Annotated in this window: 25 protein-coding genes and 1 riboswitch; of the genes, 21 read left to right on the forward strand and 4 right to left on the reverse strand. The window is 51.1% G+C overall.

Going from position 1 to position 22,957, the window contains the following annotated elements; genetic code table 11:
• Positions 1–265: 265 nt before the first annotated feature.
• The 19 genes from D1831_RS11345 (at position 266) to D1831_RS11435 (ending at position 17,517) form a co-directional block, all read left to right on the forward strand.
• The gene (locus D1831_RS11345) at positions 266–1,048 is read left to right on the forward strand and encodes an SDR family NAD(P)-dependent oxidoreductase (RefSeq protein WP_125073045.1); all 783 of its coding nucleotides are present in this window, start codon (positions 266–268) and stop codon (positions 1,046–1,048) included.
• A gap of 11 nt (positions 1,049–1,059) precedes the next feature.
• Positions 1,060–2,055: a helix-turn-helix domain-containing protein gene (locus D1831_RS11350; RefSeq protein ID WP_125073046.1), complete on the forward strand. Its 996-nt coding sequence runs from the start codon at positions 1,060–1,062 to the stop codon at positions 2,053–2,055.
• A gap of 242 nt (positions 2,056–2,297) precedes the next feature.
• Positions 2,298–3,071, forward strand: coding sequence for an alpha/beta hydrolase (locus tag D1831_RS11355; protein ID WP_125073047.1), 774 nt, complete (start codon positions 2,298–2,300; stop codon positions 3,069–3,071).
• Positions 3,072–3,298: 227 nt separating this feature from the next.
• Positions 3,299–3,769 (forward strand): flavodoxin, encoded by a 471-nt coding sequence (locus D1831_RS11360; protein ID WP_158610664.1) that lies wholly within the window; start codon positions 3,299–3,301, stop codon positions 3,767–3,769.
• A gap of 143 nt (positions 3,770–3,912) precedes the next feature.
• Positions 3,913–4,749, forward strand: a complete 837-nt coding sequence (locus tag D1831_RS11365; protein WP_125073049.1) for an SDR family oxidoreductase — start codon at positions 3,913–3,915, stop codon at positions 4,747–4,749.
• Positions 4,750–4,779: 30 nt separating this feature from the next.
• Positions 4,780–5,820, forward strand: a complete 1,041-nt coding sequence (locus D1831_RS11370) for a zinc-dependent alcohol dehydrogenase family protein (RefSeq protein WP_125073050.1) — start codon at positions 4,780–4,782, stop codon at positions 5,818–5,820.
• 9 nt (positions 5,821–5,829) lie between these two features.
• Positions 5,830–6,432 carry an NAD(P)H-binding protein gene (locus D1831_RS11375; protein ID WP_125073051.1) on the forward strand — a complete coding sequence of 201 codons (603 nt, stop codon included), beginning with the start codon at positions 5,830–5,832 and terminating at the stop codon, positions 6,430–6,432.
• A gap of 85 nt (positions 6,433–6,517) precedes the next feature.
• Positions 6,518–7,393, forward strand: a complete 876-nt coding sequence (locus tag D1831_RS11380) for a LysR family transcriptional regulator (protein WP_125073052.1) — start codon at positions 6,518–6,520, stop codon at positions 7,391–7,393.
• Positions 7,394–7,628: 235 nt separating this feature from the next.
• Positions 7,629–7,759, forward strand: a riboswitch (FMN riboswitch).
• 149 nt (positions 7,760–7,908) lie between these two features.
• The gene (ribD, locus tag D1831_RS11385; RefSeq protein WP_125073053.1) at positions 7,909–8,979 is read left to right on the forward strand and encodes a bifunctional diaminohydroxyphosphoribosylaminopyrimidine deaminase/5-amino-6-(5-phosphoribosylamino)uracil reductase RibD; all 1,071 of its coding nucleotides are present in this window, start codon (positions 7,909–7,911) and stop codon (positions 8,977–8,979) included.
• The gene (locus D1831_RS11390; protein ID WP_125073054.1) at positions 8,980–9,588 is read left to right on the forward strand and encodes a riboflavin synthase; all 609 of its coding nucleotides are present in this window, start codon (positions 8,980–8,982) and stop codon (positions 9,586–9,588) included.
• Complete coding sequence (gene ribA, locus D1831_RS11395; protein ID WP_125073055.1) at positions 9,581–10,783, forward strand: GTP cyclohydrolase II; 1,203 nt, start codon at positions 9,581–9,583, stop codon at positions 10,781–10,783. Before D1831_RS11390 ends, ribA begins: the two co-directional genes overlap by 8 nt.
• 11 nt (positions 10,784–10,794) lie before the next feature.
• Positions 10,795–11,265: a 6,7-dimethyl-8-ribityllumazine synthase gene (gene ribH, locus D1831_RS11400; protein WP_125073056.1), complete on the forward strand. Its 471-nt coding sequence runs from the start codon at positions 10,795–10,797 to the stop codon at positions 11,263–11,265.
• 271 nt (positions 11,266–11,536) lie between these two features.
• Complete coding sequence (locus D1831_RS11405) at positions 11,537–12,019, forward strand: hypothetical protein (RefSeq protein ID WP_125073057.1); 483 nt, start codon at positions 11,537–11,539, stop codon at positions 12,017–12,019.
• Positions 12,020–12,167: 148 nt separating this feature from the next.
• Entirely contained in the window at positions 12,168–13,175 is a 1,008-nt protein-coding gene (locus D1831_RS11410; protein WP_125073058.1) for an aldo/keto reductase, read from the forward strand.
• A gap of 38 nt (positions 13,176–13,213) precedes the next feature.
• Positions 13,214–13,870 (forward strand): nitroreductase, encoded by a 657-nt coding sequence (locus tag D1831_RS11415; protein WP_158610665.1) that lies wholly within the window; start codon positions 13,214–13,216, stop codon positions 13,868–13,870.
• A 339-nt stretch (positions 13,871–14,209) separates the two neighbouring features.
• The gene (locus tag D1831_RS11420; protein WP_125073060.1) at positions 14,210–14,488 is read left to right on the forward strand and encodes a hypothetical protein; all 279 of its coding nucleotides are present in this window, start codon (positions 14,210–14,212) and stop codon (positions 14,486–14,488) included.
• 261 nt (positions 14,489–14,749) lie between these two features.
• A complete protein-coding gene (locus tag D1831_RS11425; protein WP_158610666.1) occupies positions 14,750–15,394 on the forward strand; it encodes a TetR/AcrR family transcriptional regulator in 645 nt (214 codons plus the stop codon).
• A gap of 61 nt (positions 15,395–15,455) precedes the next feature.
• Entirely contained in the window at positions 15,456–16,790 is a 1,335-nt protein-coding gene (locus D1831_RS11430; protein WP_125073062.1) for a DHA2 family efflux MFS transporter permease subunit, read from the forward strand.
• 217 nt (positions 16,791–17,007) lie between these two features.
• A complete protein-coding gene (locus D1831_RS11435; RefSeq protein WP_125073063.1) occupies positions 17,008–17,517 on the forward strand; it encodes a GNAT family N-acetyltransferase in 510 nt (169 codons plus the stop codon).
• 247 nt (positions 17,518–17,764) lie between these two features.
• Here D1831_RS11435 and D1831_RS11440 read toward each other — a convergent pair whose 3' ends face one another.
• Positions 17,765–18,091: a helix-turn-helix domain-containing protein gene (locus tag D1831_RS11440; protein ID WP_125073064.1), complete on the reverse strand. Its 327-nt coding sequence runs from the start codon at positions 18,089–18,091 to the stop codon at positions 17,765–17,767.
• A 373-nt stretch (positions 18,092–18,464) separates the two neighbouring features.
• The gene (locus D1831_RS11445; RefSeq protein WP_125073065.1) at positions 18,465–19,496 is read right to left on the reverse strand and encodes an NAD-dependent epimerase/dehydratase family protein; all 1,032 of its coding nucleotides are present in this window, start codon (positions 19,494–19,496) and stop codon (positions 18,465–18,467) included.
• A gap of 143 nt (positions 19,497–19,639) precedes the next feature.
• Here D1831_RS11445 and D1831_RS11450 point away from each other — a divergent pair, with 143 nt between their 5' ends.
• Together D1831_RS11450 and D1831_RS11455 are read left to right on the forward strand one after the other, a co-directional pair.
• Complete coding sequence (locus tag D1831_RS11450) at positions 19,640–20,299, forward strand: TetR/AcrR family transcriptional regulator (protein ID WP_125073066.1); 660 nt, start codon at positions 19,640–19,642, stop codon at positions 20,297–20,299.
• 11 nt (positions 20,300–20,310) lie between these two features.
• On the forward strand, positions 20,311–20,925 hold the full coding sequence (locus D1831_RS11455; protein WP_125073067.1) for an NAD(P)-dependent oxidoreductase: 615 nt from the start codon (positions 20,311–20,313) through the stop codon (positions 20,923–20,925).
• A gap of 154 nt (positions 20,926–21,079) precedes the next feature.
• Here D1831_RS11455 and D1831_RS11460 read toward each other — a convergent pair whose 3' ends face one another.
• Positions 21,080–21,964, reverse strand: a complete 885-nt coding sequence (locus D1831_RS11460; protein WP_125073068.1) for a LysR family transcriptional regulator — start codon at positions 21,962–21,964, stop codon at positions 21,080–21,082.
• Positions 21,965–21,980: 16 nt separating this feature from the next.
• Entirely contained in the window at positions 21,981–22,919 is a 939-nt protein-coding gene (locus D1831_RS11465; RefSeq protein WP_125073069.1) for an AEC family transporter, read from the reverse strand.
• Positions 22,920–22,957 lie beyond the last annotated feature (38 nt).

Genomic DNA, 22,957 nt, shown 5'->3' on the forward strand with positions numbered 1-22,957 from the left:
GAACTATACTTCCATTTTTCAAAATCAAAGATATTATCGAAAAATCAAGATTACACAACGGCATTATCCAGATTTCAAATAAATCGAACTAAAATTCTCTAAGCGTGACGTCTGGAGAATCTGTATAAGGGTTAAAGTAAGTAGCCAACCCCCGGTGGCGTGATTTGATAGCTAGTTGGCACTAATTGCTGTTCTGAAAAAGCGGTCGGCACGTTATAGTAAGTCCATCAGTTAAATAAACGAAATATTGATGGAGGTTATTATCATGAAAAAAACAGCATTGATCACGGGCGCGACGGGCGGTTTGGGCCGCGCATTCGTTAAACAATTGGCAAAGGCCGGTCACGCGCTCGTCCTGGTGGGCCGTAACCCGCAGAAGTTAGCCGCTTTGAAAACGGAAATAGAGGCGACTTACGCCGTTAAAACGACCACCATCGCGGTCGACTTCACGGACGAAACGGCGGCGGAACAAATTTTTGACCAGGTCGCTGCTCAGGGGCTTCAGATCGATTACTTGATCAACAACGTTGGCTTGGGTGGTCAGGGGGCCTTCAGTGAACGGACCATGGCCCAAGACGTTGACATGATGCGGGTCAACATGTTAGTGCCCACCAAGCTGATGAAATTATTCGTGCCGGAATTTGTCAAACGCGGTGCGGGCCGGATCTTAAACGTGTCGTCGTCAGCCGCGTTGATTCCCGGTCCGTTGCAAGCGGAATACTACGCCACGAAGGCTTACGTCACCTCGTTAAGTAACGCCATTGCATACGAGGTCAAAGATAGCGGGGTGACCGTGACGACGCTGATGCCCGGGGCCATCGAGACCGGCTTCGCTAAGGCGGGTGGTTTGACGCAAACTAAGATGTTCGCGCACGGGGCGGATCCGGCCGCCGTGGCGCGTGCCGGCTACCGGGGCATGTTAGCGGGCAAGTTAAACGTTTTTGCCGGCTTATCCGCCGTACAGCGGCCGTTCGTCGGGTTGATGCCGCTCATGCCGAAGAAGGCGATTATGAGCTTCGTGGCCAACCAACAATCAAATTCAAATTAAGGTGACGTTCCATGCAAAAATTTGTGATCAATGGTCAGTACCAACAACTTTTAAAACAACATGGCTTTAACGTGGGCAAGGTCTTAAAAACCGCGCGACTGCCGGAAAACCTGTTTACGCACGAACAGATCCACCTCAGTGAACCGGACTATTACGCGTTGATGAACGCGATTGCCGAGCAAGCCCCCAGTTCGCAAACGTTGGTGAAGCTGGCGACCTATGACGGAATCGAGACCTTTGCGGCGCCGATTTTAGCCGCCTATTGCAGCGAAAACGGCCTGAAGTTTATCGAACGTTTAGGGCAATACAAACAACTGATCGGCCCGGTTGGCTATCAAATTAAGACCGACCAATCAACGGTCACGGTGACGTTAAAATCGTTGAACGATTTACCGATCGCCTCGCAGTTCTACGTGGTCAGCGAGCTGTTATTTTTAGGCCATTTATTAGCCAAGGCGACCGAAACGCCAATCACGCCCTTAAAAATCACGCTGACGTTTCCACCGGTTGAACAGCCCCTCGAACAAGCGCTGGGCGTTCAACCAGTGGTGGGTACGACCAACAGCGTGACGTTTAGGGCCGCGGACCTCGCCTTGCCGTTTTTGACCGATAACGCGGCGTTGCGTTCCTACCTGTCGCCGGAGTTAAAGCGGCGGTTATCGGAACTAGAAGTGGACGACTCGTTTAGCGCGCAGGTGCGCAGTGCCTTGGTGGACCTACTGCCAGCCGGGGCCAGCTCGATCGAAGCGGTCGCCGATAAATTAAACGTCAGCAAGCGCACGTTGCAGCGCAAATTAAAGGCCGAGGCAACCAGCTTTCAAAAACAGCTCAACGGGGTGCGTGAGATGCTGGCGAAAAGTTATTTACAAAATACCGCGTTGCCCGCCGACGAGATCGCCTACCTGCTCGGTTATCTGGAAGTGAACTCCTTTTTGCGCGCGTTTGCGTTGTGGACCGGCACGAGCCTGAGTGTGTACCGTGAACGGGTCACGGATGAGGAGCACTGAACGTTAAAGTAACGGGGCCAATCTGAAAACGGAAAAACCTGAAAAAGATTGCTGATGAGTCGATCAAATAGACTCGTTGGCGATCCTTTTTGAAGTCACTAGGTATTTGGACGCTTCCCGAAAAAATTGGGGGATGTCAGGGTTTATCAACGTGGTTGGCGGCAATTGGTCATATTTGCTCGCCTTTACATTTCCGGTAAGCACTCCTATACTGACCTAAAATTAGGTAAGGAGCAGTCAAAATGTCAGTCCAATTAATTGAAGTTCAACGTGACGGTCTCACGATTCGGGGGACCCTCACCATTCCCGACGGGGCAACGACCTACCCGTTGGCGATCCTGATGCACGGTTTTACCAGTGACCGGGGCAATACGCCGGACCAATTGTTATACCAACTTAGTGCCCAGTTAGTTGCACGCCAGGTCGCCACGCTGCGGTTTGATTTTAACGGCCACGGTGCCAGTGACGGCCGTTTTCAGGACATGACCGTGGTTAACGAGATCGCCGATGCCGAGGCAATTTTAACCTATGTCCGGCAGCTACCGGACGTGCAACGGATCTATTTACTGGGCCATTCACAGGGTGGGGTGGTCGCCAGCATGTTGGCCGGCCTGTACCCGGAAATGATTGCCAAGGTCGTTTTGATGGCGCCGGCCGCCACCTTAAAATCGGACGCGCAAAAAGGCGTGCTCCAGGGGGCAACCTACGATCCCCACCGGATCCCGGACGCACTTCCGCTGACGTTTAAGCCGCAACTGTCGGTCGGCGGGGCCTACCTGCGTTCAGCGCAGGTTTTGCCGATCTATGAGGTGGCCCAACGTTACCGCGGTCCCGTGGCCCTGTTCCACGGTGACCAGGATACCGTGGTGAGTCCCAGCGCGTCGCGGAAATACGAAGCCGTCTACGAACAAGCCACGCTGCACGTGGTTCCCGGGGCCGACCACGGTTTTCAAAATGGCCGTGAACGGGTGGTGGCCGCGGTGGTGCGGGAACTGACGGAATCCGCAAAAGATTAATTGAATTTAGCCAAATAGCAAACGTGCGTTGAGAACGGAACGGTTCTGAACGCGCGTTTTTTCAGTAAAATCAGCGGTTGAAGAACCATAAGTAAAACTAATGATTTGCCTTCAAATCTCAGATTGGTTCGCCAATCCGATTCGGTTAAGATGGGGGTAATGATGAATTGTTTAAATAACCGTTTTGAAAAAATTCACGGTTGAGGTTAGAGAAAAGGAGTGTTTTTTTGTCTAAACCAATTTTAGTGATCTATTATTCGTGGTCCGGCGCGACGGAACGGGCGGCGCAGGCCATTGCCAAGGTTCAACAAGCGGACGTGGTGCGTTTGACGGTCGCGGCCGATACGTTTGCGGCCGACATGTTCGTGACCTCGGACATTGCTCAAAAACAATTGGCTACGGGGGCGTTACCGGCCCTAACTAACGCCTTGCCCAACTTTAACGACTACGCGACGATTTTGGTGGGCGGTCCGGTCTGGAGCGCCAAGGTGGCAACGCCCGTGCGCAGTTTGCTGACCCACCTGGAGACGTTCACGGGAACCGTTGCCCCGTTTTATACCGACGCGGGCAACGCCGGGGACTACGAAACCGATTTTGCCGGCTTAGTGCAACGGGCTACCGTGAAACCGGGCTTGGAGTGCCATGCCGGACAGTCCGCGGCGGCAATTAAAAGTTGGCTACAAGCGGTGGAAACTTAGTCAACAACGTGTTTTTTCAAGGGTTACCCGCTATCTATAAGTAGAACTAATGCTTGTGTGTTTAATCAAAAATTGGTCGGATAATCGTTTGCGAGTAGGATAATCCTTGTAAGTTAAGACAAAACAAACGAGGTATTGATAAAATGAATGATGAAGTAATCGTATTATTTGGCGCCGGCTCGATCGGTGAAGCCATTGTTCGGCGGGTCGCGGCCGGACGACAACTTTTGCTCGCCGACTACAGCGAAGCTAAGTTAACGGCCATGGAGCAACGCTTGACGGCGGCGGGGTATTCGGTCTCCACGATCAAAGCGGACCTGGCTTCACGGCAATCGATCTTGGCAGTCGTTAAGGCGGCGCAGGATCTGGGTGCCATCATGGGATTAGTTAACGCTGCCGGGGTGTCGCCTTCCCAGGCTAGTCCGGAAGAAGTCTTGAAGGTCGACCTGTACGGGACCTCCGTTTTACTGGAAGAATTTGGTAAGGTGATGGCGAAAAACGGTGCGGGCATCGTGATCTCTTCGCAGTCTGGCCACCGTTTACCCGCCTTAACGCCGGCCGACGACCGCGCTTTAGCCCTGACCCCTACGGAAGACTTGTTACAATTGCCGATTTTACAACCCGCAGTGATTAAAGATTCCCTAGCCGCTTACCAATACGCTAAGCGGACCAACGTGTTACGGGTGGCGGCCGAATCCGTGAAGTGGCAAGCTCGGGGCGCCCGCATCAATGCGATCAGTCCCGGCATTATTATGACGCCGTTAGCCGTGGACGAACTGCAAGGACCCCGCGGTGCGGGTTACCGTAAGATGTTTGACTCGATGGTCACCAAACGCCCCGGCACGCCGGACGAAATTGCAAACTTAGCGGAACTATTAATGGATCGGCGGGGCGCCTTTATGACCGGTAGCGACTTTTTGGTTGACGGCGGCATCACCGCGCAATATTGGTTCGGTAACGTTTCGGAAGTCCGGCAGTAAATCGTTGATTTGATAAGGAGTGGATTAATAATGAAAGCAGCAACTTTTGTAGAACCCGGAAAAATGGTCGTCAAAGAATACGATCGACCAACCATTCAAAAACCGACCGACGCGATCATTAAGATCGTGCGGGCCTGCGTTTGTGGCTCCGACCTCTGGTGGTACCGGGGAATTTCTAAACGGGAAGCCGGTTCCACAGTGGGCCACGAAGCCATCGGGATCGTCGAATCGGTTGGCGCGGAAGTGACCGACGTACATGTCGGCGACTTCGTGATCGCGCCCTTCACCCACGGTTGCGGGCACTGTGCGGCTTGTTTGGCCGGTTTTGACGGTGACTGTTTGAACCAGGAAGCCGGTGGCAACGGTGGCTATCAGGGTGAATACCTGCGTTTTACCAACGCAAACTGGGCGTTAGTCAAGGTGCCCGGTCAACCGGCGGACTATTCCGACGCGATGCTAAATAACCTGCTGACGTTGGCCGACGTGATGGCGACCGGTTACCACGCCGCGACGAGTGCCGAAGTGAAAGCGGGCGACACCGTCGTCGTTATGGGCGACGGGGCCGTGGGATTGTGTGGCGTGATCGCGGCTAAGCTGCTCGGCGCTAAACGGATCATTGCCATGAGCCGCCACGCGGACCGGCAACAACTCGCTAAAGAATTCGGCGCAACCGACATCGTGGCCGAACGCGGGGACGCCGCCGTTGAAAAAGTATTGGCGTTGACCGGGGCCGGCGCGGATGCCGTCCTCGAATGCGTGGGGACTGAACAATCGGTTGATACCGCCGTTAAAGTTGGTCGTCCCGGAGCCGTTGTGGGCCGGGTCGGCGTCCCACAAAAAGCGGAAATGAACACCAATAATTTATTCTGGCGCAACATTGGGCTGCGCGGAGGGATCGCTTCCGTGACGTCCGATGATAAACAAGTCTTATTAGACGCCGTTTTGCAGGGCAAGATCAACCCCGGCAAGGTCTTTACCAAGCGCTTTACGCTGGATCAAATTCAGGAAGCTTACGAAGCGATGGACCAACGGACGGCCATTAAGTCGTTACTACTAGTTAGTGAAGGTTAGGAGGAGCACATGGCAAAAAACGTGTTAATTATCGGCGCGACCGGCACGATCGGCGGCGCAGTTCGGCAAAACCTTTTAAAGACGACCGAGGATCACCTGACGTTGTTTGCGCGGCACGTTGGTCGGTTACGGGCTAACGACCGCGAAACGGTACTGGCGGGCGACGTGACCGACGCGGCTGATTTGGACCGGGCAATGGCTGGTCAAGACGTCGTGTTCGTCGCGTTGAGCGGGCCGTTGGGACGGTTTGCCAAGGCCATTGTGAGCGCGATGGACCGCCAGCACGTGACGCGCCTCCTATTTATCACGTCCATGGGGATCTATAACGAGATCCCCGCGTCAGTGGGGAGTCGTGGTAACCTGGACAGCAACGGCATGTTGCAACCGTACCGGGAAGCCGCCGACGTCATCGAAGCGTCCGACTTGAACTATACCGTGATCCGCCCGGGCTGGTTCACTAACGGTCCGGTTGATTACGAGGTGACCCGCAAAGGCGAACCGTTTGGCGGCCATGACGTCTCGATCAGTTCGATCGCCGATTTTGTGAGCCGGGCGGTAGCCGACGAGACTTACTACGCCCACGAGAGCGTGGGTTTGAACACGAACAACTAAATCATCCAAACGAAGGTCCGGTTTGCCGGGCCTTTTTGGTGACCAAAATTGTTATAATAAAGGAAAACAATTTGGGGCGAAGCCGATGTTTCAACAAATGCAGTATTTCATCACCATCGTTAATGAGCACAGTTTTACGCGGGCGGCGGAGGCCTGCCACATCTCACAATCCGCCATTTCGCAGCAGATGAAGGAACTAGAGGCGCGCTTGGGCGTTAAATTGCTCGCACGTCAGGGACGCAGTTTTGAGGTGACCGAGGCGGGGCGGTACTTCTATACCCACAGTCAAATGATCTTAAAGGACGTGGCCCAACTCGTGGACGCAACGGTCCAGCTGGCCCACGCTGACGCGGCCGAACTGCGGATCGGGTACCTGCGTAGCTTCGGCACGGACGAATTGCGCCAAACGGTGGCCGAGTTTGTTGCCAAGTTCCCGCAGGTCAAAGTGAGGATCAGTAGCGGTACCCACGAAGAGCTGTACGAATGGTTACGGACCGACCAGATCGACTTAAACTTTGCTGATCAGCGGCGGGCGCTCTCCAACGAATTTCAAAATGAATTTTTAACGGCGAGCGACTACGTGGTGGCCGTCAACCGCGGATTGCCCGTTGATACCAAGCCAATCGAGACCGGCGATTTAGCCGACCTGCCCTGCATTGTCGTGGCGGAGCCTCAGCAGTTAGCTACCGAAACGGCCTATTACCGCGACATCCTGGGCGTGCAAAGTGAAGTTAACTTGGCAACTAACACCGACGAAGCCCAGATGATGATCGCGTCAAATCAGGGTTACCTGATCACTGACCGGCGCACTCAAAGTTTGTTAGATCAGACCATTGTTAAGACCATTTCACTCGTTCGGGGTGGGCGCAAACTGCGCCAAAACTACTACGCTTACTGGAAGGCCGATAACTCGGGGTACTACGTGGAAAGTTTTGCGGAATTGCTGAAGGCAAAGTTTTAATTGGCAGGGAATTCTAATGAATAAACGGTGCGTTACAGTCGTTCGTACTGAAGCTCAGCCATACGATTCGTCGACCGCTGAAAAACGAGCGCTTTCAACAAAATGTTAAAGTCCGTTGAATCCCGAAATAGTGGCCTTTCAGGCTGTGATTTTTCGAGTGCCCGTGGCCTACTTCAGTAAAAACAAGTTGACAACGCAACTTGTTCACCGTTAAACTAACCTTGAAAACTAAATACGATTTCTTCGGGGCAGGGTGTAATTCCCGACCGACGGTAACAACGTAAGTTGAAGTCCGTGACCCGCGTGAGCGGTTGACCCAGTGTGAGTCTGGGACCGACAGTAAAGTCTGGATGGGAGAAGAAAATTATTGCTTTGTTTTTGGGCAGTAGTGGCTAAAAATGCGACCGGTGACGGTTCTTTTTGGCGTACCTTACTGACGAAATCGATTTAGCAACTCATCAAACACCCGGTTATCGCAACTTGATAACGGGTGTTTTTTTATGGAGGTGCCAAAGGTGTTAAGTGCGTACATGCAGTTAGCCGTGCAACAGGCGTTACGGGGTGGCCCCGCGACGTATCAAAATCCCCAGGTTGGGGCGGTGCTCGTTAAAGATCACCGGGTGATCAGTCAGGGTTATCACCATCAGTTTGGTGGCGACCACGCGGAAGTGGACTGTTTAAAACGGGTCAGTCCGGCGGAAGTGCGGTGCGCCACGCTCTACGTAACGCTCGAACCGTGCAGTCATTTTGGTAAAACGCCGCCGTGTTGTCGGCGGGTCGCGACCGCCGGTGTCAAGCGGGTCGTGATCGGCCAGTTGGATCCCCACCCAATCGTGGCGGGCCGGGGCCGGGACTATTTGAAAGCCCACGGGGTCGCCGTGAGGGTCTTGGACCCCTCAATAGCAATTGAGGACCTCAACCGGCACTATAATTGGTTTTACCGCCACCAGCGACCGTGGATCACGCTCAAAACGGCCCAAACGCTGGACGGGAAGATCAACGCGGTCAATGGTGAACGGAGTTTGATCAGTGGCAGCGCGAGTTACGCGGACAGTCAGCGGCTCCGGGCCCAGTTTCACGCCATTTTGATTGGTGAACGGACGCTAGTGACGGACGACCCGCAGTTAACGGTGCGTCTGCAAGCGTTGCGGTACCCGCCGGTCCGACTCGTGCTTTTAAATACGAGTACGGTGGCCGTAAACAAACGGGTCACAAAAGCGGACGGGGTGGCGACCTGGCTACTTTGTCGGCGACCCGCGGATACCGATGCGCCGTTAGACCAACGACCCAACGTCCACGTGGTCGTTGGCGACTGGACGCCGGCGACAGTTGCGGCGTTTTGTCAGCGGCACGGTTGGCAAAGTTTGCTCGTCGAGGGCGGCAGCCACGTCCAAGCCCATTTCGTTCAGGCGGGGTTGGTGGAAGAATGGTGCAGTTACCTTAGTCCCCAACTATTTGGCGGCGGTAGCTTACCCGCCGTGCACGACGATCAGCTCAAAAGCGCACCGGTCCAGTTTGACCGGCCGACCGTGCGCGTTAGTGGTCAGGACATTCGTTTACAAGCTTACCGAACGGGGGTGCTGTAAATGTTTACGGGAATTATTAAGGGCCAGGGCACGGTTACGGCCGTTACGCATCGCGGTGACGGGTTGCGATTAACGGTGGACGCGCCGGCCGTCGTTGACGAACGGTTATTGATTGGTGCTAGTATCGCGGTAAACGGGACGTGTTTGACGGTCATCACGAAAAATGCGACGCGCTTCACGGCGGATGTCATGGCTGAAAGCGTGCGCCGGACTAACTTGGGACAATTACGAGCGGGCCAACGGGTCAACGTTGAACCCGCATTGGCAGTCACGGACCGGTTGGACGGGCACGTGGTCCAAGGTCACGTCGATTATTGTGGTCACTTGGTCCGGCGTTTACGGGAACCAACGGCGGAGCGTTTATTGATTAGTTTGCCGCCGGAGTACCAGCGGCTGGTCGTTGAAAAGGGTGCAATCGCCGTTGACGGGGTCAGCTTAACGGTGGTTGCCGTATCCGCAACCAGTTTTGAGGTCGATTTGATCCCGCATTCCCGGGATGTGACGATTTTGGGTCAACTGGTGGTGGGCGCGCCCGTCAACGTTGAAACGGATATTTTAGGAAAGTACGTGGCCCGGTTAACGGGCGAAAGGATGGTAAAACATGACTAATCGAGTAGAAGAAGCAATCAATGCGTTAAAAGCGGGCGGTTTGATCATCGTCGCGGACGACGAGACCCGTGAAGCGGAAGGCGACATGGTCGGTTTGGCGGAATACGCGACCACGGCAACGGTCAACCGAATGATCACGAGTGCCCGGGGCCTGTTGTGCGTCCCCGTTGCGGCCGAAGTCGCGGACCGACTGGGGTTTGAACCGATGACCACCAAGGGGCACGACGCCTTTGGGACCGCCTTCACTGTGTCAACCGATCACCACTCGACGACGACGGGAATCTCGGCCCAGGACCGGGCCGCTACGATTCGCGCGATTGCGAGTGCCGACAGTCAGCCGGGGGACTTTTACCACCCGGGCCACGTTTTTCCACTGATCGCCCAAACGGGGGGCGTCTTTAAACGGCGGGGCCACACCGAGGCCGCCGTGGATCTCGCCAAACTCGCCGGTGCAGCGCCGGTCGCCTACATTTGTGAAGTGGTCAAAAAGAACGGCTTGATGGCCCGTCGCCACGCGTTAAAGGCCCTGGCCGAGGGACTTCACATTCCGATGATCACCATTCAAGACGTGACCAACTACCGGTTGCAACACCACCAAGTCCCGTTAACCAGTTTAGAGCCGGTGCAACTACCAACGACTAGCGGTGACTTTGAACTGACCGGTTTTCAAATGCCGGGCGACGACCAGCTGCAATTGGCGTTGCAAACCGGCGACCTGACCACGGACGAACCCGTACTGGTCCGGCTACATTCCGAGTGCTTGACGGGCGACGTCTTCGGTTCGTTACGCTGTGACTGTGGGGCGCAGTTACACCGAGCGATGCGGCAAATCAGCCAAACCGGCCGCGGACTGTTGTTGTACTTACGGCAAGAGGGCCGCGGCATCGGGCTGACCAATAAGTTACGGAGCTACCACCTGCAGGAAAACGGCGTGGACACTTACGATGCCAACGTCCAGCTGGGCTTCTTACCGGATGAACGCCGTTACGACGCGGCGGTCGCCATTTTAAATCAGCTGGGTATTAAACGGGTCCGGTTGATGACCAACAACCCGGACAAGGTCGATCAACTGCGGGCGGCCGGTATCGACGTGGTGGAACGAGTGCCACTGGAGATCCCCGCGACCGCCGCGGACCGGGATTATTTACGAACGAAGCGGGATCGGTTTCATCACCAACTCACGGAAGCTTTATAGGAGGTATTTAAATGACCATTTTTAACGGAAAATATACGGGGAACCAGCGGAAAATTGCAATCGTGGTGGCCCGTTTTAACAGCTTTGTTACGGAAGAACTTTTAACGGGGGCGCAGGACGGTTTGGTCCGGCACGGGGTCGCAACCGCCGACATTGATGTCGCCTGGGTGCCCGGCGCGTTCGAAATTCCCACGATTGCCAAACAATTGGCAGCTAGTGGGCGTTACGACGGCGTGATCACGCTCGGCGCGGTCATTCGCGGGGAGACTTCGCATTACGATTACGTCTGCGGCGCGGTCAGCCGGGGCGTCGCCGAAGTCGGCTTAGCAACCGGCGTACCGACCATGTTTGGGGTGTTAACGACGGATACGGTGGATCAGGCAATCAACCGGGCCGGCGTCAAGAGTGGGAATAAGGGGACCGATTGCGCGCTCAGCGTTTTGGAAATGATCGACTTGAAGCGGCAGTTAGCAACCGTGTAATAAGCGGCATGGCGGGTGGTGTTTTTAGGCAAACATTTTAATTGAACGAATCTATCCGCTAGCCGGGTTCAAAAAGTCCCTTGACTGAGTACTGCTTGGTCAAGGGACTTGGTTTTTAAGTTAGTAGTCATTTAAAAGCTACACTTGATTTATAATTTTATTTCCGATAAAATACTCTAGTATTTACTGCGTATAATTGTTCAGCGTAAAGCACACGATAAAAGTGTCTTTGCGCTTTTTTTGCGTCAAGACCAAGAAAGAGGTTATTATTTTGAGTTTTTACATGAAACTTCCCCGCAACAGAGCAGAGTTTGCCTTATTTATGGCAATTGTTTCGATACTTTCCGTCAACACCATCGCACCACTGATTACCTGTTTTGAAACGGGATTTAGTTTAACGACTTGGAAACACACGTTGGGAGTTATGCCTGGTATTTGGCTTGTCGTCGTCCTCTTAGTTTTGATCACGCATCAGCCAGCATCAAAATTAACGGCTAAATTGATTTCGAAAGAAGATAGCTTTCGTGCACATATGATTGTAAATTGTCTAATTAATGTTGTCATGATGTCGGTTATTTTAACGGTCGTAGCGACTTGGATCGGTACGGGACAGGTTTCGTTACTCCCCATTGAGCAATTCTTTTTCAAGTGGCCCAGAAACTTTAGCATTTCATTCTTCGTTGAATTATGTTTTGCACAACCAATTGCTAGATTTGTGATTTACAAAAAACACCTTCATTTTGATCATGAATAACGTCTTGATGCCATTAATTTTATCTAAACCGTTGGCGACGGTCTCAATTTTCATGGTACCTACTCCTTGACTTAAAGGCCACTTCAAGTTGTATGCTGGGGACAACGAAGATGGCTCAAAGATCATCATTAAAAGGATGCGGTAAACGATGAAGTTTGCAAAATTAGGTCAAACGGACATTCAGGTTTCTAAAATTTGCGTTGGCGCCATGAGCTTTGGCCAACCCGGCAGCATGCACGCCTGGACGCTGGACTATCCGGCCAGTCAAAAGGTAATTGACCACGCGCTGGGCCTGGGAATCAACTTTTTTGATACGGCCAACGTTTATTCCAACGGAACGAGTGAAGCCTACTTAGGGCGGGCACTCAAAGCCAGCGGGGTGCCCCGTGACCAAGTTGTGTTGGCGTCGAAAGTGTACTTTAACGCGGGCCGGCTTTCGCGCGCGGCCATCAACCGTGAAATTGAGGGCAGTTTAAAACGGCTCGGCACGGACTACCTGGACCTGTACATCATTCACCGTTTTGACTACGAGACCCCGATTGAAGAAACGATGGGGGCGTTGAACGATTTAGTCGTCAGTGGCAAGGTGCGGGCGATCGGCGCCTCCGCCATGTACGGCTACCAGTTTCAAAATATGCAGCAAGTTGCCAAGGACCACGGCTGGGCCCAGTTCCAAACGATGGAGAACCACTACAACTTACTGTACCGGGAAGACGAACGGGAACTGATCCCGATTTGCCGGCAAATGGGCGTGTCGTTAATGCCATACAGCCCGCTTGCCGCGGGTCACTTGAGTCACGCGGCGTGGCAGGTCAACACCCGGCGCAGTCAGACCGACCGGGTGGCGATGGGCAAGTATGACCGGATGGAGCAAGCGGATCAGCAAATCGTGGACCGTGTCAACGAACTCGCGGAAAAGGACGCGGTTTCCATGTCGCAGATTGCCCTCGCTTGGCAGTGGGCGAAGGGGGTCACGGCGCCAATCGTGGGTTCGACTAAAAGCCGCCACCTCGACGACGCGGTCGCCGCGCTGGACGTGCAATTAACCCCGGCGGACGTGGCGTACTTGGAAGCCGCCTATCAGCCCCACCCAATCGTCGGCGCCATCGACCATAACCCGGCCGCGGGAACCGTTCTGATCGACGAAAAGAAATAGGTGTTCAGTTCAGGATTAAGCAAAGGAGCGTTTTCAAATTGGATTTAACCCAAGCAATCAAAAACCGGCACTCGGTCCGCCAATTCACGGACGAAAAGGTGCCGCTCGCAACCATTAAAGCGATTCTCCAGGACGCCCAGCTCGCGCCGTCGTGGGTCAATTCGCAACCGTACCAGGTGCATTTGTTGATGGGAGACGCCTTAGAAGCCGTGCGGACGGCGCAAGCCCAACTAGAAAAAGCCGGTACCAAGGGCACCCCCGACGTTCCCGTCATGGGGCGTCAGCACTGGTCGCCACAGGCTCAGCGCAACATGGCCGCCTGGACGGCCGGACTCGGGAATGCCGCGCCGTTAATGGCTCCAGCCGCCGCCCAGCTTTACCACGCACCCGCCATTTTATACTTGACGTTACCGACGGGATATTCCGACTGGTCGTTGTACGACTTGGGGGCGTTTGGCGAAAGTATCTTACTGGGCGCTTCGGCGCGGGGCCTGGCCACGATGACGGCCTACCAGCTGATCAAGTACCCGCAGCTGTTGCGGCAACACCTCAACATTTCCGCCGCCCAGCAAATTATCATTGGCATCGCAATTGGAAAGGAAGATCCGGCAGCGGCCGTTAACACGCAGATTAAAACGACCCGGATGCCGCTAGACGCGATTTTAACGGTGCACGAGCATTTACCGAACTCGTAAACGGCAATCCGCGGATGACGAAAAAGTCTTAAAATAACCTGAATGGTCCCACAAGAATTGGCTAACCAGGCCAACTTTTGCGGGACCATTGTTTTGGTGTGGTAAATTCAAGTACTGGTTCACGGCAACTGAACTGAACAGCAGTTTTGACAGTTACGCGGCAGTGTAGCGCGTACGGAATAATTTTTACAAACGCTTACAATTAATGGTTTTATCTCATCTGGTCACGTGGTAAGATGGGCTTAGCAAGTCGCAGATGGTGGGTCCCGGTGGGCTTGATACCCCGGTGGCCCGTTTGGTGTGTTCTAATGATTAACTTAGTCCAGGGAGGCTAAAATGATGCAAGCACAAGTAGTAACGTATCCCGTAATTCTTCATCCAGACCATGGTGAGTACGACGTCGAGATCCCGGATATCAATAACGAGACCTGGATTCGCGGCACCAGTGCCGCCGAGGCGTTGATCCTAGCCAAAACGGTGATTGGTAAAACTTTGGCCGGACTGACCGAACTACCGCCCGTCACGCCCGCCGAGCAATTACCAATCAGCGGCCAGGACATTGAACACCTGGTCACCGTTGACTTACGGGATTTTCGTTTGGCGACATCGGCAGAATAATTGAACATGCTTAAAGACTCGTCAACCTGACGTTCAAGTTGGCGGGCCTTTTTATGTTGTCGAGAGTAGGACCCTTATCCGAGCAACCCTCGCCAAAAGTCATAACCACGTATGCCAAACAATCCAAGCCCAGGATTATTCGCTTTACGCCGTTAATGCTCACCTGCTAACCGACTTTTGGCACACTCTGTCGTGCTACATTTTGGGGCCGAACACTTTTTCTTATCCCGATAAAAAAACATTGACAATCTTCAGGGATGCTTGTATATTAATCAGGACGAAAAAATAGACCAATCGGTCTATTTTTTCGCCCTGACGCTGAAGGGAGTGACTATCATCAAACCAAGACAAGAACACATATTAGACGTTGCGACGGAGCTGTTTCACCGTTTAGGCTATTTTCAGACTGGCATTGCGGAAATTAATCGCCGTGCTGGGGTTTCTAAGGGTGTGTTTTATCATTATTTTCCCGATGGTAAATTACAGTTAGTGCGCTGCGTTTTGCAAAGAGATTATGACTACTCAAATACTTTAATGAACGAATTTTTTAACGGCCGTGACGCTGAAACGGCGATTAACTTGTTTATTGATAATTTGAAAAATAAAATCAATACGCCCGATTATTCAACGGTTCGGATGAGCATTCTTTTCTCGGAAATGATGGAAGCAAAGGATGTCGATCCTGAAATCGTTGCCCTAGCGAAGAGAACTTATACCATGCTCGAAGATCATATTGAAGAGAAATTGAGTGCTGCTGGTATGGACGAAGGGACGGCTGTTCGTAAGGCCAAGCAAATCAACGCCATGATTGAAGGTGGCGTTACGATCGGGATTATCAAAGAATCAACCGAATATCTGGAAATTGTGAGCGAGAGTTTAAAGTGGATTTTAAGCGGAAGTAACTAAACTTCCTTTTTTTAAGCCAAAAAATAGACCGATTAGTCTAGTGTTTTGAAAGGATGACATAATGAATAAGAGAACAAGAACAATCGTAACGATCATTACCTTAATCATGGCGTTTACCGCTACTTTGAATCAAACGTTGATGGTAACGGCTTTGCCGGTTTTAATGACCAAATTACACGTTAGTTTAAATACGGTCCAGTGGCTAACGACCGGTTACGTTTTAGTACTAGGCATTATTACGCCCTTATCGGCAAATTTGTATCAAAAATTTTCTAACAGAAAGGTTTTCATTTCCGTCGTTTTACTATTTTTATTAGGATCGATTCTTGGAGCCGTTGCAAATTCCTTCACGGTGATTTTAATCGCCCGGTTATTGCAGGCAACGGCTGGTGGAATTTTGATGTCTTTTATGCAAATTATGCTATTGGAAATCTATCCCAGCCAAGAACGGGGAAAGGTGATGGGGCTGGTCAGCCTAGTGGTTTCCCTAGCACCCGCGATTGGGCCGTCATTGGGGGGACTCATTGTTAGTGCCTTGAGCTGGCGTTACCTTTTTATTCTGACCATCCCAATCACGATGATCATTGGCATTTTGGCCATCATTTTCCTGCCGAACGTGACGACACCCAGAAACATCAAAATTGATATTTTTTCCGTTTTAACTTCGAGTGTTGGTCTGGGGGCGTTGATGTACGGGATCTCAATCATTACGACGAACTTAATTCTAGGAATGGTATTCGTGATTTTGGGGTTAATGGTGACGGCTATTTTTGCAAGAAGGCAGTTTAAATTATCGTTTCCAATGCTCAATCTAAAACTATTATCACAAAAAACGTTTTTACTGATGTCGGTTTCAGCCTTACTAGTTTTTGGCGTGCTGATGGGGACCGAGACGTTAATGCCGTTATTGGTTGAAAATACGTTCCACCAGACGGCACTGATAGCTGGCCTAGTGATGCTACCAGGGGCATTCATGTTAGGAATTTTGTCGCCCATGATTGGAAACTATTATGATCAGCATGGCATGAAGCGACCGTTTATCATAGGTGTGATTCTAACGCTGGTTTCATCCGTTCCATTTATGTTCTTCAATCAAGACACCGCTATCTGGCTATTAACGGTTGCCTACATGGTCCGCTTAACTGGGATTTCTTTCTTAATGTCAACCACCATCACAGAATCGTTAAAAGGACTAGAAAGTGTCAATATTAGTTTTGGGACGGCCTTGAATAACGCGCTCCGTCAAATTGGTGGTTCGTTATTTAACACCATCATGATCGTCATCTCTGGTTTAACGACGGTTTTTGTTTCGGGGTTCCACTTAGCAATGGGCTTTACCCTAATCATAACGTTAATGATTGGCTTAATTGGCTGGATTTACCTGCGAGAAAGTTAGTCATAAAATCCCCTGAAAACCTGAAGTGCCTCGGAATCATTAGACCAAGTGGTTGATGATTGTGGGGCACGTTTTTAATGGCAAAAAAACGGTGTTGTTTGAATCAAAAAAGCAAGGTGAGTTTCGCTAGGCATTCTGATCCTTGGTATCATTTAGTTAATTCGATAGTGTTAGTGTTGAGTGGTATGCTTTAGTGAAAAAAGGAGGGCGTCGTCGGATGGAAACTAGTTATCAAATTTTCTCCGCCCGCAGTGATTCTGATTTTGCGGCAATTCGCCAGTTGTATTACGACACGTGGCAGAGTGCCTACCGGAATTTGATTCCCGCAAGCTTTTTAGCCCAACTGTCACCACAAACGTGGCACCCGGAGCAGCGTTGGCAAAACACCATGCTGGCGCAGGATCAGCAGCGGCGCTTAGTCGGCGTCTGTAGTTTTGGTCCCGCCCGGTTAGCCGAATTTACGGGTTGGGGCGAGCTATATTCAATTTACGTTGCACCGGAGTACCAGAACTTAGGTGTGGGCCACCAACTTCTTCAGCAGGGGGTAGCTAGGTTACGGGCATCGTACGAGCGGATTTACCTGTTGGTATTAGCCAATAACGTGGCCGCCCAACGATTTTATCAACACTTAGGGTTTCGGGATACCGGTCAGCTCCGAACCGCTCAATCTTCCCTGGGAACGTTGACGGAGCGGATCTTTGTTTGTCAACCAGCGGAAAATAAGTGATCTGAATTAGGAATTGATAAAGTTAAACCTACAAGCGCTGTAAAAATGGTAACGGCTTTACAGCGCTTGTAGGTACATGGCGAAAAACATACTTGCTTGGATTTTGAATAAGCATGATTTTATTTGGATTGACACTTCGATAAGTTAAGAGCAAATTTGGTGGTGCTTTATTACTAGATGCATTAAATTTGGATAATAAAGTTTGTTCAAAAGCGGGAACTGTTCAATTTCGTAATCTATGATATGGCTAACGGCCGGACCAAAAAGCTGAAAAGAAACCAATAATAAAAACAATCAAGACCACTACCCACCAATACGCGGATAGAAAATCCCAAAAATTCATTTTACCAAATCTGCGGACGTAACGATTACGCTTCGGATCAAAAACTAACGTATCTAAACTGACGTTAAAGATATCGGTTAGCTTAATTAAGTTGTTTAAATCTGGCGTTGAATCTCCAGACTCCCATTTTGAAATGGCCTGCCTAGTCACAAACAATTTACTGGCAAGTTCATCTTGGGTGATAGCTTTTTCTTTTCTGATTTTTTTGAGTTGTTCGGGAAATTTATTCACGGTAGGTTCCTCCAGCTAAATTAAAAACGTTTTTTTCTAAAAATTAGGTAGCCGATGATGATAAAAGTCAACGTATACACGACAGTTCCAAGTAGTAATTGTGAATCCATTAAATGACTGGTTTCGTGGTAAGTGACATAGTTACGGACAGCTGTATTGGTATTACAAACGATGGCTGATCTTAATGGGTGCAATCTCACAGCTAGTGACTTATCTTAACATCTTAAAGTTAGTCCGTTTCAGTTAGCTAAGTATGTTTATGGAAGTATCATAGCGCTAACCCGGGAAATAAATACGGCTAGTGAACCAGAAAAAGACCCGCCGACTTAACGTTCAAGTTGGCGGGCCTTTTTGAGTGATACGGCGTCGGGTTTTAGTTGAGCAACCCTAACTTTTCCATCCGGTTGGCAGCGTCGATCAGGGTCGTTTCCGCCGAGCGGGGTTGCCAGCCCAAGTCACGCTGGGCTTTGGCGGACGTGTACCGAAATTGTCGGTTTAGCAAGCCGATAAATACGGCCGCGTTGGCGTTTAGCCGGGCAACTAAGCGTAATAACCAATCGGGGATCGTGTTGGTGTGTACGCGGTCGGCAATTACGGGAACCCGGGCCTTCAACAACTGGGCGATGGCCTTCATTTTTAGGTTATCGGCAACGGCCAGGTAGCGTTGCCCGGCGGCTTGATCACTGCGCATGGCCATGATCTCTAGGTCAACTAGGTCGCGGACGTCCACGATGTCGAAGCCAATGTTGAACACGCCGGGTAAGCGGCCCCGTAACATCAGCGTGATCAACTGTTGGGAACTGTTATTTTGTGGCATCAGGACCGGGCCAAAAACCGCGGTCGGTAAAACGGTCGTGAGTTGCATCGGGCCGTCGTAATCAGCCATCCAATCCCAGGCCGCTTTTTCAGCGAGGGCCTTGGAACGCTGGTACGGGTTTTGAACCGGGTCGTTTGGTTGGGTCCAAACCGTTTCGTCCGAGTGCCAGTTGGTACTATCATCGGCCGGTTTAGCGGCTGCGGCGGCCGACGTGATCACCACGTGCTGAACACCCGCCGCGGCGGCAAACCGTAATAACCGTTCATCGCCTTCGCGCTGGGGTTTCAGGAAGGTTTGGATATCCGCGGAATTGGCGGTGTGCATGGGGGATGCCACGTGTAGAACCCGGTCGACGCCTTGCATGGCCGCGGCCCAGCCAGTATCGGTGGTTAAATCGGCCGCGACAAACGTTAGTCGGTCTTGCGGGTCGACCTGCGGAGCAATGGCCGCGCGCACTTGGGCTTCCTTTTTTAAGCTCCGCACGGTCGTCCGCACCCGGTAACCTTGCTGAAGCAGGCGGACAATCGCCCAGCTGCCCACGAACCCGGTCCCACCAGTCACTAAAATTAATTCATCCGTTTTGCGCATGTTTTTTTACCATCCTCGTTTAATTGTTGCGCCTAGCTTAGCATCGTGAGATTCAAAAATCAACAAAAAAGACATTTTTTGTCAAAATTGACAATTTTTAAGAAACAGGGTACACTACCATCAATTAAGAAAGGCGGGATTCCATGACGACCGTTGCAGAACGTAAACACCACATGATCATGACCATCACGGAAACCATTGTCCAAAACGGCTTTGCCACGTTAAAAATGGACCAGATTGCCAAGCTGATGGGGGTCAGTCGCGGTAAACTCTACCAATACTATTCTTCTAAGGACGCCGTGATCGCGGCCGTGGTCGCAGAGTACCGCCAATTTATGACGGAACAACCGGTGCCGCCGGTCAAAAACGCCGCGGATAGCGTGCAGCACTTCCCGCGGGTTCTATTGAGCCTCATCACGCTGATCGGGTCGAGTTCTTGGCAGTTTCGAACGGACCTGGCCCACGATGATCCGGAACTGTCGCAACAATTTGAACACGACTACGCTGAGTGGTTGGCTCGGACCCGTCAATTTTTTGCGGCGGGAATCGCGAACGGCGCGTATAACGACCAACTCAATCCGGACCTCTTGATCATGCAACTAGAAGCGATGATTCCGGTCGCCATGAAACCCGCGGCTCTCAGTCGTTACGGCGGGCGCACGCAGGACGTTTTACCCGATTATTTACAGATGTTGATGACGCAGGTCGTGGTCCCGTCCAAGTGGGCCGAGGTTGATTTTTCAACGATTACGGCCGCACTGCAGCACCTCACGTTAAAATACCAACGAGTACTCACGAAGTAGGGAGGGATTCAATGAAATTAGCCATTATTGGCGCGACTGGTAAAACGGGTTCGGCCGTCCTCCGCGTGGCGCTAGACCGCGGGCTGGTGCCAACGGCAATCGTCCGCAACGCCGCCAAGTTGACGGTGAGCGTACCGGTGATCGAGCGGGACCTCTTTGACCTGACGCCAGACGACCTGCGGGGATTTGACGTTGTGATCTGCACCTTTGCGTCGGCGAAGAAGGCCGACTACCCGCGGGTTAACCAACACCTGACAGATTTGTTGAAAGGGACGGCGACCCGCCTGATCGTTGTCGGGTCGGGGGCCACGCTGTACCTGGACGCGAGCCGGACAAAAACGGTGGCTGACCAGTTACCCCTGATCATGCGCCCGGCCAGTCGTGCACACGTCAAAGCCCGGCAGATTTTGGAAAGTTCCGGCGTCAATTGGACCTACGTGGCGCCACCGTACAACTACCTGCCGAATGCGGCAACCACCGGTCGTTACCAAACGGGCAGTGACGTTTTGCTTTACGATCACACTCACGAGTCGACCATCAGCTACGCGGATATGGCGTTAGCCTTGGTGGATGAGGTCCAACACCCGCACTATGAGCACCGGCGGATGACCGTGGCTTGGGAGTAAGTGAACCGGATGTAACCGGCGTTTTTAAAACGGCCATTGCGCGGATTGAAAATGGCGCTGACAACAATATGATTAATAGACGGTTAGTGTAAAGCACCCCTAAGGTTGAAACTGTGTATCCAACCTTAGGGGTGCTTTACAATTTTGAATTTAATTATAGGTAAGAAGTTTGTTTTAAAACGTCAATGCATTTTAATTGATTCTGATTTGGAATAAAGTTTTTGCGTAGTCCTAACTGCATGTAACAGTGAATTTGTTGAGCTGCCTTTAGTGATAGAATCTGAATCGCCGAATCATCGCGATCAAGTACGGAGTTAATCATTAATGCGATCCCAACGTTTTGTTTAACGAGTTGCTTGATCAACTCCACATCGGGAGTTTCGTAAATGATGTGCGGCTTAAAATTGCCTAACTGGCAATAGCTAGTAAGTGCTTGGTGAGCAGTTGGCTGGGGGCGGGCGATGAAATTCTCGTTACGAAGTTCGTGAACGTCCACCACCGTTTGCGTTGCCAACCGGTGCTTGGGATTTACAATCAGTGACAAGTCGTAGGTTGCCAGTGTTGTAATAGTTAAATCCTTCTGAGGATACGGTGTTAACGTACTGAAAATAGCGGCATCAAGTTTATCCGTTCGCAGAGCCTCAATTAAATAGTCAGAATCTCGTTCTTGAGTGTGAACCATATCAAGGAGATTCATGACTTGAAACTTTTTGATAACGCGAGGAATCCAATGGCGACCTGCCACGGTGGAAAAACCGACCCGAATATTGGTGTCATTTGCGTGGGTGACTTCGTCGTGTAATTTGTCGGCGGCAGTCAGGATGTTTTTAGCTTTCAGGTACAAAACGCCACCGGGAAGCGTAGTGGTTAAGGGAGCCCGACGATTCTGCTGCGTTAGTAATTGAACCTGGAATTCCTTTTCTAACCGTTTGATTGCAACTGAAATGGCCGGTTGAGTCACCTTAAAGTGCTGGGCAGTACCGATGTAACTGCCACTATTGACTAAGTAAACAAAATATTTGAGGTCGCTATAATTCATAAAATTCCTTTCTAGGTTAACCAATTTGGCGGATAAACATGAAGCCTGCCATGACAACAAATGAAAACAGGGTTGTCAAGAATATGGAAGAGACCATTTCACGTTCACCTTCACCATACTGTTGCGCAAGAATCGTTGGGAAAACCATTTGTGAAATCATTAAGGTCAGTATAATTTCGTTAATCAGCTCGGTGGGTTCGTGCATTAATAACATTAGGCTCATGGTTGAGAGTGGAACGAGTAATTCTTTGGCAATCACGTCGCCCCACACTAATCGTGAGAAACTGGGTTTAAACGCGTATAAAATTAGCCCAATCGAAAAGAGTCCAAGACCGGCAGCGGTTTTGCCTAGTTGCATAAAAGTCGCCGTTAAAATAACTGGTAACTTTAAACCTAAAAATGCCGTCACGAAACCAAGAATGGTTGCAAGAATAACTGGTTTTTTAAATGCGGTAATCAAAATTTGTTTGATACTCGCGTGTTCTTGGACGGCCTGGTTGGAAGTTGCGATGGACAGGGCAAAGAGGGTCAAGCAAAGTTGAATTCCCATCGTGATACTACCAATTGAAACAATGATGGTCGCGGTTTGAGGAAATAGTACCGGAAAAAGGGCGGGCCCGACGAAAAGGACAGCTGGCGTTGAAATGGCGAAGGCCCGGATGGCGGCTAACGTCTGACTAGATTTCAGCATTAACCGACTAACGTAGTAGGTAATCAACCACCAAGCTAACATACTGAATAGTTGCCAGCTTGCAATTTTCCAGTTATTAAAAATAAGTTGTTTCGGCATCTGATTGCTTGAAAAGAACAGGCTTAGCGGTAACGCATAGTTCATCACGATCTTGTTGAGTACTCCGGCTGTTTTAGGTTCAATGGCTTTCGATTTGCCAGCAATGTAACCGAGCAAAATTGTAAAAATAATGGGAAGTAAAGCCCCAATAAAAGTTGTCATCATGATTAATCAGCTCCAGTTTTATTTAATGATGTTGTAAA

The sequence above is a fragment of the Lactiplantibacillus garii genome, from assembly GCF_003885105.1.
Classification (GTDB): domain Bacteria; phylum Bacillota; class Bacilli; order Lactobacillales; family Lactobacillaceae; genus Lactiplantibacillus; species Lactiplantibacillus garii.

Excerpts from the sequence above, each read along its gene's own strand:
- D1831_RS11455 (WP_125073067.1), top strand. The coding sequence starts at position 20,311 with ATGAAATTAGCCATTATTGGCGCGACTGGTAAAACGGGTTCGGCCGTC.
- D1831_RS11430 (WP_125073062.1), top strand. The coding sequence starts at position 15,456 with ATGAATAAGAGAACAAGAACAATCGTAACGATCATTACCTTAATCATG.
- ribH (WP_125073056.1), top strand. The coding sequence starts at position 10,795 with ATGACCATTTTTAACGGAAAATATACGGGGAACCAGCGGAAAATTGCA.
- D1831_RS11465 (WP_125073069.1), bottom strand. The coding sequence starts at position 22,919 with ATGATGACAACTTTTATTGGGGCTTTACTTCCCATTATTTTTACAATT.
- D1831_RS11380 (WP_125073052.1), top strand. The coding sequence starts at position 6,518 with ATGTTTCAACAAATGCAGTATTTCATCACCATCGTTAATGAGCACAGT.
- D1831_RS11445 (WP_125073065.1), bottom strand. The coding sequence starts at position 19,496 with ATGCGCAAAACGGATGAATTAATTTTAGTGACTGGTGGGACCGGGTTC.
- D1831_RS11450 (WP_125073066.1), top strand. The coding sequence starts at position 19,640 with ATGACGACCGTTGCAGAACGTAAACACCACATGATCATGACCATCACG.
- D1831_RS11375 (WP_125073051.1), top strand. The coding sequence starts at position 5,830 with ATGGCAAAAAACGTGTTAATTATCGGCGCGACCGGCACGATCGGCGGC.
- D1831_RS11390 (WP_125073054.1), top strand. The coding sequence starts at position 8,980 with ATGTTTACGGGAATTATTAAGGGCCAGGGCACGGTTACGGCCGTTACG.
- D1831_RS11435 (WP_125073063.1), top strand. The coding sequence starts at position 17,008 with ATGGAAACTAGTTATCAAATTTTCTCCGCCCGCAGTGATTCTGATTTT.
- D1831_RS11345 (WP_125073045.1), top strand. The coding sequence starts at position 266 with ATGAAAAAAACAGCATTGATCACGGGCGCGACGGGCGGTTTGGGCCGC.
- D1831_RS11460 (WP_125073068.1), bottom strand. The coding sequence starts at position 21,964 with ATGAATTATAGCGACCTCAAATATTTTGTTTACTTAGTCAATAGTGGC.
- D1831_RS11350 (WP_125073046.1), top strand. The coding sequence starts at position 1,060 with ATGCAAAAATTTGTGATCAATGGTCAGTACCAACAACTTTTAAAACAA.
- ribA (WP_125073055.1), top strand. The coding sequence starts at position 9,581 with ATGACTAATCGAGTAGAAGAAGCAATCAATGCGTTAAAAGCGGGCGGT.
- D1831_RS11370 (WP_125073050.1), top strand. The coding sequence starts at position 4,780 with ATGAAAGCAGCAACTTTTGTAGAACCCGGAAAAATGGTCGTCAAAGAA.
- D1831_RS11365 (WP_125073049.1), top strand. The coding sequence starts at position 3,913 with ATGAATGATGAAGTAATCGTATTATTTGGCGCCGGCTCGATCGGTGAA.
- D1831_RS11355 (WP_125073047.1), top strand. The coding sequence starts at position 2,298 with ATGTCAGTCCAATTAATTGAAGTTCAACGTGACGGTCTCACGATTCGG.
- D1831_RS11410 (WP_125073058.1), top strand. The coding sequence starts at position 12,168 with ATGAAGTTTGCAAAATTAGGTCAAACGGACATTCAGGTTTCTAAAATT.
- D1831_RS11420 (WP_125073060.1), top strand. The coding sequence starts at position 14,210 with ATGCAAGCACAAGTAGTAACGTATCCCGTAATTCTTCATCCAGACCAT.